Here is a 13,785-nt window from a genome sequence, read left to right on the forward strand (position 1 = left end):
GTGATGACACGCCGGAGCCGTCGCCCGACCCTGAAACTCCTTTTCCCACCCAGCCCCGCCTGCCCTCTCATGCCCCGTGTTGGAGACCTCGTGCACCCCACCTACAAGGCGGCCCTGACGGCGACCGCCCTCCTGGCCACCGCCACGCTCGTCGCCGGCTGCGAGAGCGACTCCACGACCACCGAATCCGTCAGCGCGACCTCCGGTGCCTCGTCCAGACCTGGCTGCCCCAGCGCCCTCTCCCGGGCCAAGCAGGACGTCAAGGCGGCCGAGGACGTCGACGCCCCTTGGTCCGGGCCGACCAGCGGGCCCACGGTCGTCCCGGACCGGAGCATCGTCTACATCGCCCAGACGCTGGCCAATCCCGGCGTCGAAGGCGTCGCCAAGGGCGTCCAGGAAGCCGCCGACGTCATCGGCTGGCACGTCCGCACCATCAACGGCCAGGGCACGCCGGCAGGGCTCAAGACCGCCTTCGACCAGGCTCTCGCCCTCAAGCCCGACGGCATAGTCATCGGCGGCTTCGATCCCTCCGCCACCGCCGAGCAGGTGGCGCGGGCGGACGCCGCCGGCATCCCGCTGATCGGCTGGCACGCCGTCGGCGCCCCGGGCCCCAGCGCGAACCCGAAGCTGTTCAGCAACATCACCACAAGGGTCGAGGACGTGGCGAGGCTCAGCGCCGACTGGATCATCGCGCAGTCCAACGGCCGTGCGGGCGTCGTGCTGTTCACCGACGCCACCATCCCGTTCGCCAAGCACAAGTCCGACCTGATCAAGAAGGAACTCGCCACCTGCTCCGGCGTGACGCTGCTGAGCTACGAGAACATCCCGATCTCCCAGGCCAACAGCCGCACCATCGGCAGGGTCTCCTCCCTTGCCGCCCGCCTCGGCAACAGGTGGACCTACTCCGCCGCCATCAACGACCTGTACTTCGACTACGCGGGCTCCGCCCTGCGTGCCGCCGGAAAGAACGGTGCGGGAGCCCCGTTCAACATCGGTGCCGGTGACGGCGACCCGTCGGCCTTCCAGCGCATCAACGGCAAGGAGTTCCAGGCCGCCACCGTGCCCGAACCGCTGTCCGAACAAGGCTGGCAGATCATCGACGAATTCAACCGCGCCTTCGCGGGCAAGCCGTCCAGCGGGTACGTCGCCCCCGTCCACATCACCACCGCGGCCAACAGCGGCGGCACGCCGTCCTGGGACTCCGAGGGCTACCGCGAGGCCTACCGCAAGATCTGGGACAAGTAGCCACCCGGCAGATCCTCGACCGACCGGGAAAGCCCCTGCTGCTTCTGTGGTCGCGCGGCCGGGTGGAACCGGTGGTGGCGCCGGAACCCCGGCACAGAACGGTGGGGCGGACTCATTCCCTTCGGAACCGCGGCCGAACCCGTCGCGCGTCACCTGGCCGAGGAGGGCTTCCTGGATCGGGTCGGAGGGCTGCTGTTCATCGGCCCCGAAGCGGAACGCCGCGGCGGCTGCCGGCACTTCGTGGACCCCACCGCGGTGTTCACCGCAGTAACCGGAATGCACGGTGTTCTCAGGCCGTACCGAGATCGGCACAACCGATCCGCGCTGTCGGCCGAAGAGGTGACGGGACCTCGCCGCCTGCTCCTCGCCGGGCAGAGCCGGCAGGTGACGTACATCGACTCGTCCCGGCGACGATGCTTCGTCGAACCGGTGGACGGCGGCGGCAGGGCGCGCTGAGGAGGATCGGGTTCCGGCCGGATCGCCTGGTACGAACTGACGCGCGCGGCACGGGAAGTGCTCCTGGGCGCCGACCCACCGGTCACCCTCACGGAGCGCGCCATGACCGCGCTCGCCCAGGCACGCGAAAGCAGCTCGGAGCTGGTCCACCCCGACGGGACAGTGGTGGCGAGGGGCGGGCGCGACACCGACGTGCGCCGGCGTAGTCCCTCGCACCGAGGTGTGTCAGCCCGGTCGTGGCGTCGACGCACCACCGACGAATCGCCCTTGTCACCCGGCCGGGAACCAGAACTCGGCTGGGTGCTCCGGGCGTTGCCGAACGGGTCGAGGCGACGCCGGGTCAGCGTCCGAGTCGTCGCGTCCAGCGCGGTCTCGGCGGTGTCGTGGGCGTCCGTGACCTGCCGTTGGAGGCCACCTTCGCTCATGTGCACCGCGATGGTCTGACCGGCCCAGGTGCAGTACCGCGTGCCCGCGGGAGAGGAGCCGGTTGCCGTCGGCGTTGGTCACCTTGGCGAGGTGGCCCTCGCTGTCCCGGTCCAGCGTCCGGGTCTTGCCGTCCAGCGTACGAGTGCGGGTGTTGCCCGCGCCGTCGTAGGTATGGCTGTTCGTCGTGGTCGTCGAGCCCTTGGTCGTCGACGACGACAGGGTGTGCGGCTGGATGCCGCCCTGCGGCGGGTACACGTACGGTATCCAATCGTCACGTCTTCGACACAGCGTCCATACAGCGGCCCCAGTACCGCGCATGATGCCCCCTCAGCACCCGAACACCTCTGGGGGAACCATGAGAGCCCGCACCGCCATCGCTGCCATCACGGCCGCGCTCGCCATCACCCTCGTCGGCTGCAGCAGCGACAGCAAGACCGACGCTGCCGGGCCGAAGACCAGCGCGCGCGGCAAGCCCAGCGCCGACATCAGTGCCGCCGAGAAGACCACCGGCATCCCACCCGAGCCGACTCCGGTCAAGCGCGTCGAACTCCTACGCGCCCTTGCCGCGGCCAACCCGGGCATCGTGAAGTACGAGGACAAGGCCATCGACGCCGCGCGTAACCAGTGCAGCGCACTCGACAGCGACAAGGCCGACTGGGCCGCTTCCCAGCGCTTCACCTACAAGGACGTCACGACCACCGAGGCGCAGGGCAAGCAGATCAACGAAGCGCTCAAGGGCCTCGACTTCTGCAAGGTCTGACCACACCGCACCATCGGCCCGGCCCGCACCCCGCGCGGCCGGGCCTCGGCGTACGTGGGGGTGGCCATGGCGACCGACCGCGGCGAGCTCACCGGCTACCGGTACCGGCAGATGCGCGCGGGCGTCACCCTCGCGCTCGCCGTCCTCGGCGCCTGGGGCATCACCTACGCCGTCCCCGACCGGCCGAAGACGGACGCCTGACCCTGCCCCCCTGAGCGCGTCTTGGAGGTGGCATGGACGCCGCCCTCGTCACAGCGATCGGCGTGATCGTGAGCGCTGCCGTGGCCGGGGTGGCAGCCGTGTACGGCTGCAGGGTCGCGGGGCGAGCCCAGAGGGAGGGCAACGCGGCGACCGGCTTCAACAGCCTGGCCCAGTACCTCGTCAAGGAGCGGGACAAGGCCGAGCTCGACGAGAAGACGGCGGAAGCCCGTGCGATCGCGGCGGAGGCCAAGGTGATGGTGCTGGAGCTGGAAGTCGCGCGCCTTCGCTTGCAGGTGCAGCAGCTGGGGGGCACGCCATGACACGCACCGAACGGGTTCTCGCCCGGCGGTGGAAGTCCCTCGCGCTGCTGGCGTTCCTACTCGCCCTCACCGGCGCCGTCCTCCTGGTGTACGTGCGCGTCCAGGCCTAGTCGGCTCAGGCCGATCAGCTCGCGGCCGAGGCCAATCTGCGGGGCAACGCGGTCAGTACGCTCGCCGGGGATGCGCGGGCGCTTGCGGTGCCCGCCATCCGGTGGGTGAACCCCCGCTCATGGGTGTCGAAGCACTGCTCCCGGGTGCGGAGCGCCTGCACCAGGCGCCAGATCCCCAGCCCCCCAACCCGCCAGGCCAACGCCGAGCAGCAGCCCTGCCACCTGCGGGGCCCCTCGGTGGTACCCACCGAGGCGATCGCCACCGGAACCCCGAAGGCCATGCCCACCGTCCCGCCCCCCAGTCAACTGCCCGCCTGCCACAGGCGTCCCGCGCCATTGGTGCGGTGCTCCCGCACGAACCACCCCAACTGCTTGGCCGCTTCAGTACGCCTCATCGGGCCCTCCAGGTCATGGATTCCCAGCCGTTCGTCGGGTCGGCGAGGGTTGCCTGGGACGCGGTAATCGGCGGCAACGCACTCGTGCCCGGCCCCAGTCTCGTCGTACCTGACAGCACGTCACTCCGTGCGTCGTACGAGGGAGTCCCATGTCATCGTTGAAAGCGCCCTCTGTGAAGGCGTTGTCCGCCGAACTGGCCGTGCTGCGGCCCCGCATGGACGCCGTCAGCCTGTCCATTCACACGCGTCCCGAGCTGAAGTTCGCCGAGTTCCACGCCCAGCAGGTGCTGACCCGCTGGCTGGGCGAGGCGGGCTTCACGGTGACCGTGTCCGCCGGTGGCCTCGACACGGCCTTCGTGGCCGTGCACGGCCGCGGCCGCCCGGGGCCCTGCGTCGCCGTCCTCGCGGAATACGACGCGCTGCCCGGCATCGGGCACGGTTGCGGTCACAACCTCATCGCGGCCGGAGGGGCGGCGGCGGCCCTGGCCGTCGTACGGGCGCTGCCCGCGCACCCTGGCACGGTGGCCGTGATCGGCACCCCGGGTGAGGAGATGGGCGGCGCGGGCAAGGTACGGCTGGCCGATGCAGGCGTCTTCGACGGGGTGGACGCGGCGGTGATGTTCCATCCGGGTGACCGCTGGCTGACCGGCCGGCCCGGACTCGCGGCGGCGCACCTGCGGGTGACGTTCACCGGGATGAGCGCGCACGCCTCGGTCTCGCCGTGGCAGGGACGCAGTGCGCTGGCCGCCGCCCAACTGTTCCTCAACGCCCTCGATTCGATGCGCCAGTTCGTGCCGCCGAGCGCCCGGCTGCACGGCATCGTCGCCGACGGCGGTCAAGCGCCCAACGTGGTCCCCGCGCGGGCCACGGTCGACCTGTACGTACGGGACCGTACGGCCGTGTCGGCCGCGGCGCTGGTGGAGCGGGTGCGAGCCGCAGCGGCGGGGGCCGCGCTCGCCACACAGACGCAGGCGGAGGTCTCCGAGACCGGGCCACTGTACGCGGAGCGGCGCAACAACGCCGTTCTCGCGGAGCGGTTCGCCGACGCGGTACGCGCGCTCGGCGCGGACATGGAGCCATACGACCCCGACAGCCCCGCCGGGTCCTCGGACATCGGCAACCTCTCACAGCTGATGCCGGTCATCCACCCGTACGTCCAGATCGCCGACACCGGTACGCCCGCCCACTCCGAGGCAATGCGGGAAGCCGCGGCGACGCCGCTGGCTCACGACCGCACCCAGGTCGCGGCGACCGGACTCGCCGAGGTGGTCGCCGCACTGCTCACGGCGCCGGAGGTGCTGGCGGCCGCACGGGCCGAGTTCGAGGGGGTCTCGGGGTGAGAGCGGCGCCGTACACTCCCGCTCATGTCGGTCGTGATTGTCCTGGAAGGCGTTGCCTGCGACCGGTTGACAGTCACTGTGTCCCCGCTCGCCGAGCTGGCCGCGAGCCTGCATGTGCTGACCGGCCATGCCCACCACACCGAGCACGCGACCTGGGCCGAGCGGACCACCTCCGCCGCACCGGCCGCCTTCCGGGCCGGGCTTGGACGGTTCGCCCCGCTGTGGACGGCGCTGCGCTGGCGGGGGTTCTATCCCGGGCTCCAGACGCCCCTGGCGGAACTCACGGTGGACCGGTTCGCCGAACTCACGGCATACACCTGCGCCAGCGGCTACCGCGCCTTCGACTTCGGCCGGGTGCTCCACGACCCGGTGCAGGCGCGTGCGCTGCGCCAGACCGCGTCCGGGCTGCCGGATCCGCACCTGGCCCTCGCCGAGGACCTGCTGCGCGACCCCGACGACCTGCGCGCCGACATCCTCGGCTTCCTCGATCTGTGCCGCCGCGTCTACTTCGACGAGCTGTGGGCGCGCACCGAACCCGTCCTGTCCCGGGCCGCCCACCGGGTGCGCCGGCGACTCGCGGACGAGGGGCCCACTGCGGCGCTGCTCTCGCTCAGCCCGTCCAGCGCCCGTCTGGACAGCCCCGCGCGGGTCGTCTTCGACAAGGTGCACCACGCGGTGATCAGCCCCGCCCGTACGCCCGTGCTGCTGATCCCCACCCGGTACGGCGCCCCGCACCTGCTGGTGAAGGACGAGCCGGGACTGCCGCCCGTCGTGCACTTCCCCGTCGACGCACCGGAGATCGGTGTCACCCTGGCCCGCAGTCGCATGCTGGCGCTCACCGACCCGCGCCGGGTACGCCTGTGCCGCCTCATCGCACGCCAGGCGATGACCACCGCCGACCTGGCGGACCGGTTGTCGATGACCCGCCCGCAGGTCGCGCGGCATCTGCGCGCCCTGCGCGACCTGGGCCTCGTCCGAGTGGAGCGCCACGGCCGCTACGTGCACTACGGCCTCGACCTCACCGCCGTCGAACGCATCGGACAGGACGTGGCGACGGCCCTGCAGTACTGACCACGGCCAGGAGGTGGTCCGCATGACGGACCGTTACCCGATCGTCTGCCACCGCGAGCTGCGGCCGCGGTGGCGGCGGGACGCGCGGCTCGAACGCCGCCATCCGCTGATCGCGGGGCGCAACGAGGTCCTTGTCCACAACGTCAGGGGGGCGTATACGACCGGGACGGCCGATCCCACCCGGCGTACCGCCGTGACCTTGGTCGATGTCCGCCCCGACAGGAGCGTGTTCGCCCGCTGGAAGCTGATGGCATCCGGCGCCTTTCGCTTCTCCGTCACCGTGGCGTTCCGCTGTACGGTCGTCGACCCCGCCGAGATCGCACGGAGCCGGCGGGAGGGCGACCCGTGTGACGTGCAGTACGTCCTGGCCCAGGACCCCAGGCCGCGGCGGCTGCAGCGGGAGTACTCCGAGGGCGACGAGGACCGCCTGCGCCTGGCCCTGACCGCGCTGTTCCAAGCACAACCGGCCCACCAGGACATCGCGGGGGTACGGGTGGAGTTCGCGCAGGTGAGTGTGGAGCTCGTAGAGGTGAGTGTGGAGACGCGATATGGATCCGACGACGACTACACCGAGGCGTGAAGCATCGAGGTGACCGCCGGACGCGTACGAAACTGCCGTCCGGCGGCACGATTCCGGGAAGCGATCTTCAAGCGGCCATGGCGCCCTACGTCAGATGCACTCGTGAACACCCGGTACTACTCAGCCCGGTCGGACGGGGGTCCGTCAGCCGGGACGGAAGCTCGCAGCGCCGGCCTGAGACGCCGTGTGCCTCGCTGGTGGGCAGGGCCAGCGGCTCGTGGAGGACTCGGGCAGCAGGGCATGGTTCCACTGACCGTGGACCTCGTGCCGGCCCTCGCTCCGGACACGCCGCGCCGTCCCGGCCCCTGTCCGGCCCCTGGGTCCTGACGTCGCCCCTCGGGGCAGCCGCCCGGACCGCGAGCGACAACCTCAATCACCTGCTCCACCGCAGGTCAGAGGGTTTCGGACTCCCCCAAGCACCGCCGAACCCCGAACCCACGAGCAGCGGATTCAGTCCGTTCAAGCAAAGTTGACGCTCCGACACCCAAAAACGAACGTTTCCGCAGGTCAGAGACCTGCACAGGTGGGGCGGGTGGGACTCGAACCCACGGCCGACGGATTATGAGTCCGCTGCTCTAACCGGCTGAGCTACCGCCCCATAGCGGCGTGTCGCGTACATGTGTGCGCGCCGTCTGCCGCAGCATAGCCGCTCATACGATCTCCTGCTTCGGATGGTCGGCTTCTGCGGACGTTCACGACCTTGAGGACATCGGCGCAGGCCCAGCGGTTCCCGCGGGCACGGAACGGACATGAAAAAGGACCCCCGGAGGGGTCCTCGTTCAGCATGCTCCCCCGACTGGACTCGAACCAGTAACCTGCCGGTTAACAGCCGGCTGCTCTGCCAATTGAGCTACGGAGGACCGAGCTCCCCCGACTGGACTCGAACCAGTAACCTGCCGGTTAACAGCCGGCTGCTCTGCCAATTGAGCTACGGAGGAATGCCTCGTTGCATCGAACGTACCTACCTGGGTATTCGCCAGGGGGCGCCCGCTCGCTGCGACACATACATTAGCGCAAGCAGGGGGGTGCTCCGCCAATCGGTACTCCCCGACGAGACTCCCCCCGAGGGAAGGGTGGCCGCCATGCGCTACAAGCTCACGTTCGTCGCCGGGCTCGCTCTGGGTTACGTGCTGGGTACCAGGGCCGGACGCGAGCGATACGAGCAGCTGAAGAAGTCCGCCCGCCAGGTCGCCCAGAACCCGGCGGTCCGCAACACCGCGGAGACCGCGGCCCAGCAGGGCCGTGTCTACGCCGGCAAGGCCTTCCACACGGTCAGCGAGAAAGTGGGCGACCGGATGCCCGACTCGGTGGCCGCCCGGGTCCGCTCCCTGCGCGAGCGCAACACCAACGGAGCAGCGGCCGACGACTGGGGCAGCAGCGACACGTAGCGGTCCTTTTCGACGCTGCGGCCGGCAACCCCCGGGGGCGCGGGGCCGTGACATATGCGGCTCCGCCACGCGGGCCCGACCAGCCCCGACACGCCCGCAGCGGCGGGACCACGCAAGCCCCTGCGGCGCCCTCGGCCAAACCACGGCGGCGCGTGCGGCAGAATTTCGGGTATGGGGATAGTCGCCGGGTTGGACAGCTCACCGGATTTCACTCGCATCGTGGTCTGCGACACGGACACGGGTGCGGTGCTCCGCCAGGGATACGCACCGCACCCGGTCGACACGCCGGACGGCGCGGCGCGCCCCAGCGACGTCGACCCGCAGGCCTGGCTGCTCTCCCTCGGTGAGGCCGCCGGCGGCGGGCTCCTGGAGGGCGTGCAGGCCATCGGCGTGTCCGCGCAGCAGAACGCGCTGATCCCGCTGGACGCCCAGGGCAACACCGTGCGCCCGGCGATCGTCGGCGGCGACCGGCGCGCCCAGGTCGCGGCGGCCGATCTCATCGACGCGCTCGGCGGCCGGGAGGCCTGGGCGCAGGCGGTGGGGTGCGTGCCGCAGGCCGCGCAGCCGGTGACCAAGCTGCGCTGGCTGGCGAAGGCCGAGCCGGAGAACGCCCGGCGGACCGCCGCGCTGCTGCAGGCCCATGACTGGCTGGTGTGGCAGTTGCTCGGGCGGCCGGTCCGAAGGACCACCGATCGCGGGGGCGCCTCCGGGACCGGGTACTGGTCGGCCGCCGCCAACGGCTACCGGTCCGATCTCGTCGAACTCGCCCTGGGCCATCAGGCGATGCTGCCCGAGGTGATCGGGCCCTCGGACGCGGCCGGTACGACCCCGGAGGGGCTGCTGATCTCCGCCGGGACCGGCGAGACCATGGCCGCCGCCTTCGGGCTGGGGCTGGGCTTCGGGGACGCCGTGGTGTCCCTGGGCGCGTCCGGGTCGGTGATGGCCGTGCACACGGAGGCGCTCGCCGACACCTCCGGGATGATCACCTCGCTCGCCGACGCCACCGGGATGCATCTGCCGGTCGTGACCACCCTGAACGCCGTACGGACCCTGCGCGGGACCGCCGAGCTGCTCGGGCTGGCGGATCTGGAGAGCCTCTCCGACCTGGCGATGAAGTCGACGCCCGGCTCGCACGGGCTGGTCATGCTGCCCTACCTGGAGGGTGAGCGGACGCCGAACCTGCCGCACACCGCGGGGACGCTGGCCGGGCTGCGCCGGGAGTCCATGAAGGCCGAGCATCTCGCGCGGGCCTCCTTCGAGGGCATGCTGTGCGGGCTCGCCGACGCGCTCGACGTGCTGCGCGGCCGGGGTGTGGAAGTGCGGCGGATCTTCCTGCTGGGGCAGGCCGCCGAGCTGCCGGCCGTACAGGCGGCGGCGCCGATGCTGTTCGGCGCGCAGGTCGTCGTACCGCAGCCGGCGGACTACGCGGCGGTCGGGGCGGCCCGGCAGGCGGCCTGGGCGCTCGGGGTGTCGCAGGGGACCCTGGATCCGCGTACTCCGCCCGTCTGGCAGGGTGCGACGGCGCAGGTGCTGGAGCCCGGGGACGAGATGGCCGTCGGGCAGGCGGTGCGGCAGCAGTACGTGTCGGTGCGCGAACAGACCCATCCGGGGGCGTTTCGGGCGTAATCGCGCGCCCCCCGGTGCCGCAGGACATCCGCTGTCGGGTTAATCGGTTGAGGTAACGCGGGTGGAGTGTCGGACGATAGGGGCCTAGGGCAAGCGATCCCGCCTTTCGGGCAAGCGACCCCGCCCCCACCGCCGACTCCGAGAGACGTAGCGTGCTCATACGACTTCTGCGGACCTATCTCAGGCCCTACAGGAAACCCATCTCGATCCTGGTGCTGCTGCAGCTCCTGCAGACCTGCGCCACCCTCTACCTGCCCACGCTCAACGCACACATCATCGACAACGGTGTCGTGAAGGGTGACACGGATTACATCCTGTCCTTCGGCGCCCTGATGATCGGCATCTCGCTCGCACAGGTGGTGTGCAACATCGGTGCCGTCTACTACGGCGCCAAGACCGCGTCGGCGCTCGGCCGGGATGTGCGGGCCGCCGTCTTCGACCGGGTGCAGTCCTTCTCCTCACGTGAGGTGGGTCACTTCGGAGCGCCCTCCCTCATCACCCGTACGACCAACGACGTACAGCAGGTCCAGATGCTGGTCCTGATGACGTTCACGCTGATGGTGTCGGCGCCCATCATGTGTGTCGGCGGCATCGTGCTCGCCCTCGGCCTGGACGTACCGCTGTCCGGGGTACTGGTGGCGGTGGTACCCGTCCTGGGCATCTCCGTGACGCTGATCGTGCGCCGGCTGCGTCCGCTGTTCCGGGCCATGCAGGTGCGGCTGGACACGGTGAACCGGGTGCTGCGCGAGCAGATCACCGGCAACCGGGTGATCCGCGCGTTCGTCCGCGACGAGTACGAGCAGGGCCGGTTCGGGAAGGCCAACAAGGACCTGACCGACATGCAGCTGGCCACCGGCAACATGCTCGCGCTGATGTTCCCCATCGTCATGACGACGGTGAACGTCTCCTCGATCGCGGTGGTGTGGTTCGGCGCCCACCGCATCGACAGCGGTGACATGGCGATCGGCGACCTGACGGCGTTCCTCGCCTACCTGATGCAGATCGTGATGTCCGTGATGATGGCCACCTTCATGTTCATGATGGTGCCGCGTGCGGAGGTCTGCGCCGAGCGCATCGAGGAGGTCCTGGACACCGAGTCCAGCGTCGTGCCGCCGAGCGCGCCGGTCATCGAGCTGCGCCGGCACGGCCATCTGGAGATCCGGGGCGCGGGCTTCCGCTATCCGGGTGCCGAGGAGCCGGTGCTCAAGGCCGTCGACCTGGTGGCCCGGCCCGGCGAGGTGACCGCCGTGATCGGCTCCACCGGCAGCGGCAAGTCCACCCTGCTCGGCCTGGTGGCGCGCCTCTTCGACGCCACGGACGGTCAGGTCCTCGTGGACGGCGAGGAGGTCTCCGGGCTCGACCCGAAGCTGCTCGCCAAGACGGTGGGCCTGGTCCCGCAGAAGCCGTACCTGTTCGCCGGGACGGTCGCGACCAACCTGCGGTACGGCAACCCGGACGCCACCGACGAGGAGCTGTGGCACGCGCTGGAGGTGGCGCAGGCCAAGGGCTTCGTGACGAATCTGGAGGGCGGCCTGAACGCGCCCATCGCCCAGGGCGGTACGAACGTCTCGGGCGGCCAGCGCCAGCGGCTCGCCATCGCCCGCACGCTCGTGCAGCGCCCGGAGATCTACCTCTTCGACGACTCCTTCTCCGCCCTCGACTACGCGACCGACGCGGCGCTGCGTGCCGCGCTCGCGGAAGAGACGGCCGAGGCGACCGTCGTCATCGTCGCCCAGCGGGTGGCGACCATCAGAGACGCCGACCGGATCGTCGTACTCGACGAGGGCCGTGTCGTCGGCACCGGCCGGCATCACGAACTCATGGCCGGCAACGAGACCTACCGGGAGATCGTGCTCTCCCAGCTGACGGAAGCGGAGGCCGCCTGATGGCCGGGCCCATGGGACGCATGATGGCCGGGGGCGGCCCCGACCAGCGCTCGATGGACTTCAAGAACTCGGGCAAACGGCTTCTCGCCCGGTTCAAACCCGAACAGTTCACCATCTACGTGCTGCTGTTCTGCGTGGTCGCGAGCGTCGCCCTCAACGTGATCGGCCCCAAGATCCTCGGCCGCGCCACCGACCTGGTCTTCGCCGGTGTCATCGGCAAGCAGATGGACGCCGGGACCACCAAGGACCAGGTGCTCCAGGGCATGCACGAGCGCGGTCAGGGCACCGTCGCCGACATGCTCAAGAGCACCGACTTCACCCCGGGCAAGGGCATCGACTTCGGCCAGGTCGGCGACGTCCTGCTCTTCGCGCTCTGCACGTACGTCGTCGCCGGCCTGCTGATGGCGGTGGCGACCCGGATGGTCAACCGGGCCGTCAACCGCACGATGTACCGGATGCGCGAGGACGTCCAGGCGAAGCTGTCCCGGCTCCCGCTGTCGTACTTCGACAAGCGGCAGCGCGGCGAGGTGCTCTCCCGGGCGACCAACGACATCGACAACATCGGCCAGACGCTCCAGCAGTCGATGGGCCAGCTCATCAACTCGCTGCTCACCATCATCGGTGTGCTCGCGGTGATGTTCTGGGTGTCCTGGATCCTCGCCCTGGTCGCCCTGGCCACCGTGCCGCTGTCGTTCGTGATCGCCACCCGGGTCGGCAAGCGTTCCCAGCCGCACTTCGTGCAGCAGTGGCGCACCACCGGCAAGCTCAACGCCCATGTGGAGGAGATGTACACCGGGCACACCCTGGTGAAGGTCTTCGGCCGGCAGCAGGAGTCGGCGCAGCAGTTCGCCGAGCAGAACGAGGCCCTGTACGAGGCCGGGTTCAAGGCACAGTTCAACAGCGGTGTCATGCAGCCGCTGATGATGTTCGTCTCCAACCTGAACTACGTGCTGGTGGCGGTCGTCGGCGGGCTGCGGGTGGCCTCGGGCGCCCTGTCCATCGGTGACGTCCAGGCGTTCATCCAGTACTCCCGGCAGTTCTCGATGCCGCTGACCCAGGTCGCCTCCATGGCCAACCTGGTCCAGTCCGGTGTCGCGTCGGCCGAGCGGATCTTCGAACTCCTCGACGCGGAGGAGCAGAAGGCCGACCCGGTGCCGGGCGAGCGTCCGGCGGAGCTGCGCGGGCGGGTGGCGCTGGAGCACGTCTCGTTCCGGTACGACCCGGAGAAGCCGCTCATCGAGGACCTCTCGCTGAAGGTGGAACCGGGCCACACGGTGGCGATCGTCGGCCCGACCGGCGCCGGCAAGACCACCCTGGTGAACCTGCTGATGCGGTTCTACGACGTCTCCGGCGGGCGGATCACCCTCGACGGCGTCGACATCACGCGGATGACCCGCGACGAACTCCGGGCCGGGATCGGCATGGTGCTCCAGGACACCTGGCTGTTCGGCGGCTCCATCGCCGAGAACATCGCGTACGGCGCCTCCCGCGAGGTCACCCGGGGCGAGATCGAGGAGGCGGCGCGGGCGGCCCACGCCGACCGGTTCGTCCGTACCCTGCCCGAGGGCTACGACACCGTGATCGACGACGAGGGCACGGGCGTCAGCGCCGGTGAGAAGCAGCTCATCACCATCGCGCGGGCGTTCCTGTCCGACCCGACGATCCTGGTCCTGGACGAGGCGACCTCCTCGGTCGACACCCGCACCGAGGTCCTGATCCAGAAGGCGATGGCCAAGCTGGCCCACGGGCGCACGTCGTTCGTCATCGCCCACCGGCTGTCGACGATCCGCGACGCCGACACCATCCTGGTGATGGAGAACGGCTCGATCGTCGAACAGGGCGCGCACGCCGAGCTGCTGGCGGCGGACGGGGCGTACGCGCGGCTGTACAAGGCGCAGTTCGCGCAGGCGGTGGCCGAGGTCGACTGACCGGCCGCGGCCCGAGCGGACGGCACGGCGGCCCCGCCCTCCCCGAGGGCGGG

General features: G+C 70.4%; 12 protein-coding genes and 3 tRNA genes. 11 read left to right on the forward strand and 4 right to left on the reverse strand.

Features of this window, described 5'->3' with window-relative positions:
- The first annotated feature begins 90 nt into the window (after positions 1 to 90).
- The 4 genes from ACFWXC_RS04675 to ACFWXC_RS04690 all read left to right on the forward strand — a co-directional run bounded on the left by ACFWXC_RS04675 (position 91) and on the right by ACFWXC_RS04690 (position 3,408).
- On the forward strand, positions 91 to 1,245 hold the full coding sequence (locus tag ACFWXC_RS04675) for a substrate-binding domain-containing protein (RefSeq protein WP_384473010.1): 1,155 nt from the start codon (positions 91 to 93) through the stop codon (positions 1,243 to 1,245).
- A 1,237-nt stretch (positions 1,246 to 2,482) separates the two neighbouring features.
- Complete coding sequence (locus tag ACFWXC_RS04680) at positions 2,483 to 2,887, forward strand: hypothetical protein (RefSeq protein WP_384473014.1); 405 nt, start codon at positions 2,483 to 2,485, stop codon at positions 2,885 to 2,887.
- Positions 2,888 to 2,953: 66 nt separating this feature from the next.
- Positions 2,954 to 3,088 carry a hypothetical protein gene (locus ACFWXC_RS04685; RefSeq protein ID WP_384473017.1) on the forward strand — a complete coding sequence of 45 codons (135 nt, stop codon included), beginning with the start codon at positions 2,954 to 2,956 and terminating at the stop codon, positions 3,086 to 3,088.
- A gap of 32 nt (positions 3,089 to 3,120) precedes the next feature.
- Complete coding sequence (locus ACFWXC_RS04690; protein ID WP_384473020.1) at positions 3,121 to 3,408, forward strand: hypothetical protein; 288 nt, start codon at positions 3,121 to 3,123, stop codon at positions 3,406 to 3,408.
- A gap of 124 nt (positions 3,409 to 3,532) precedes the next feature.
- Here ACFWXC_RS04690 and ACFWXC_RS04695 read toward each other — a convergent pair whose 3' ends face one another.
- Positions 3,533 to 3,799, reverse strand: coding sequence for a hypothetical protein (locus ACFWXC_RS04695; protein ID WP_384473023.1), 267 nt, complete (start codon positions 3,797 to 3,799; stop codon positions 3,533 to 3,535).
- A 263-nt stretch (positions 3,800 to 4,062) separates the two neighbouring features.
- On the opposite strand from ACFWXC_RS04695, the gene ACFWXC_RS04700 reads away from it, so the two are divergent.
- The 3 genes from ACFWXC_RS04700 to ACFWXC_RS04710 are packed head-to-tail and all read left to right on the forward strand — an operon-like array spanning position 4,063 to position 6,904.
- A complete protein-coding gene (locus tag ACFWXC_RS04700; protein ID WP_384473026.1) occupies positions 4,063 to 5,253 on the forward strand; it encodes a M20 family metallopeptidase in 1,191 nt (396 codons plus the stop codon).
- Positions 5,254 to 5,277: 24 nt separating this feature from the next.
- Positions 5,278 to 6,324 (forward strand): DUF5937 family protein, encoded by a 1,047-nt coding sequence (locus tag ACFWXC_RS04705; RefSeq protein WP_384473029.1) that lies wholly within the window; start codon positions 5,278 to 5,280, stop codon positions 6,322 to 6,324.
- 22 nt (positions 6,325 to 6,346) lie between these two features.
- Positions 6,347 to 6,904 (forward strand): hypothetical protein, encoded by a 558-nt coding sequence (locus tag ACFWXC_RS04710; RefSeq protein ID WP_384473032.1) that lies wholly within the window; start codon positions 6,347 to 6,349, stop codon positions 6,902 to 6,904.
- Between the two features lie 524 nt (positions 6,905 to 7,428).
- Here ACFWXC_RS04710 and ACFWXC_RS04715 read toward each other — a convergent pair.
- The 3 genes from ACFWXC_RS04715 to ACFWXC_RS04725 all read right to left on the reverse strand — a co-directional run bounded on the left by ACFWXC_RS04715 (position 7,429) and on the right by ACFWXC_RS04725 (position 7,842).
- Positions 7,429 to 7,502, reverse strand: a tRNA-Ile gene (locus ACFWXC_RS04715).
- A 189-nt stretch (positions 7,503 to 7,691) separates the two neighbouring features.
- Positions 7,692 to 7,764, reverse strand: a tRNA-Asn gene (locus ACFWXC_RS04720).
- A gap of 5 nt (positions 7,765 to 7,769) precedes the next feature.
- Positions 7,770 to 7,842 (reverse strand) — tRNA-Asn (locus tag ACFWXC_RS04725).
- A 144-nt stretch (positions 7,843 to 7,986) separates the two neighbouring features.
- On the opposite strand from ACFWXC_RS04725, the gene ACFWXC_RS04730 reads away from it, so the two are divergent.
- The 4 genes from ACFWXC_RS04730 to ACFWXC_RS04745 all read left to right on the forward strand — a co-directional run bounded on the left by ACFWXC_RS04730 (position 7,987) and on the right by ACFWXC_RS04745 (position 13,732).
- A complete protein-coding gene (locus ACFWXC_RS04730; protein ID WP_351731312.1) occupies positions 7,987 to 8,292 on the forward strand; it encodes a YtxH domain-containing protein in 306 nt (101 codons plus the stop codon).
- Between the two features lie 171 nt (positions 8,293 to 8,463).
- Positions 8,464 to 9,918 carry an FGGY family carbohydrate kinase gene (locus ACFWXC_RS04735; protein WP_384473036.1) on the forward strand — a complete coding sequence of 485 codons (1,455 nt, stop codon included), beginning with the start codon at positions 8,464 to 8,466 and terminating at the stop codon, positions 9,916 to 9,918.
- Between the two features lie 152 nt (positions 9,919 to 10,070).
- A complete protein-coding gene (locus ACFWXC_RS04740; protein ID WP_384473039.1) occupies positions 10,071 to 11,804 on the forward strand; it encodes an ABC transporter ATP-binding protein in 1,734 nt (577 codons plus the stop codon).
- Positions 11,804 to 13,732 (forward strand): ABC transporter ATP-binding protein, encoded by a 1,929-nt coding sequence (locus tag ACFWXC_RS04745; RefSeq protein ID WP_384473042.1) that lies wholly within the window; start codon positions 11,804 to 11,806, stop codon positions 13,730 to 13,732. The genes ACFWXC_RS04740 and ACFWXC_RS04745 overlap by 1 nt, the downstream gene beginning before the upstream one ends.
- The last annotated feature ends 53 nt before the right edge of the window (positions 13,733 to 13,785 follow it).

It is taken from the genome of Streptomyces sp. NPDC058683, assembly GCF_042716195.1.
Lineage (GTDB): Bacteria > Actinomycetota > Actinomycetes > Streptomycetales > Streptomycetaceae > Streptomyces.

Bases quoted from the DNA above. Each gene is read 5' to 3' on its own strand.
- ACFWXC_RS04680 (WP_384473014.1), top strand. From the start codon at position 2,483: ATGAGAGCCCGCACCGCCATCGCTGCCATCACGGCCGCGCTCGCCATC.
- ACFWXC_RS04685 (WP_384473017.1), top strand. From the start codon at position 2,954: ATGGCGACCGACCGCGGCGAGCTCACCGGCTACCGGTACCGGCAGATG.
- ACFWXC_RS04690 (WP_384473020.1), top strand. From the start codon at position 3,121: ATGGACGCCGCCCTCGTCACAGCGATCGGCGTGATCGTGAGCGCTGCC.
- ACFWXC_RS04695 (WP_384473023.1), bottom strand. From the start codon at position 3,799: ATGGCCTTCGGGGTTCCGGTGGCGATCGCCTCGGTGGGTACCACCGAG.
- ACFWXC_RS04700 (WP_384473026.1), top strand. From the start codon at position 4,063: ATGTCATCGTTGAAAGCGCCCTCTGTGAAGGCGTTGTCCGCCGAACTG.
- ACFWXC_RS04705 (WP_384473029.1), top strand. From the start codon at position 5,278: ATGTCGGTCGTGATTGTCCTGGAAGGCGTTGCCTGCGACCGGTTGACA.
- ACFWXC_RS04710 (WP_384473032.1), top strand. From the start codon at position 6,347: ATGACGGACCGTTACCCGATCGTCTGCCACCGCGAGCTGCGGCCGCGG.
- ACFWXC_RS04730 (WP_351731312.1), top strand. From the start codon at position 7,987: ATGCGCTACAAGCTCACGTTCGTCGCCGGGCTCGCTCTGGGTTACGTG.
- ACFWXC_RS04735 (WP_384473036.1), top strand. From the start codon at position 8,464: ATGGGGATAGTCGCCGGGTTGGACAGCTCACCGGATTTCACTCGCATC.
- ACFWXC_RS04745 (WP_384473042.1), top strand. From the start codon at position 11,804: ATGGCCGGGCCCATGGGACGCATGATGGCCGGGGGCGGCCCCGACCAG.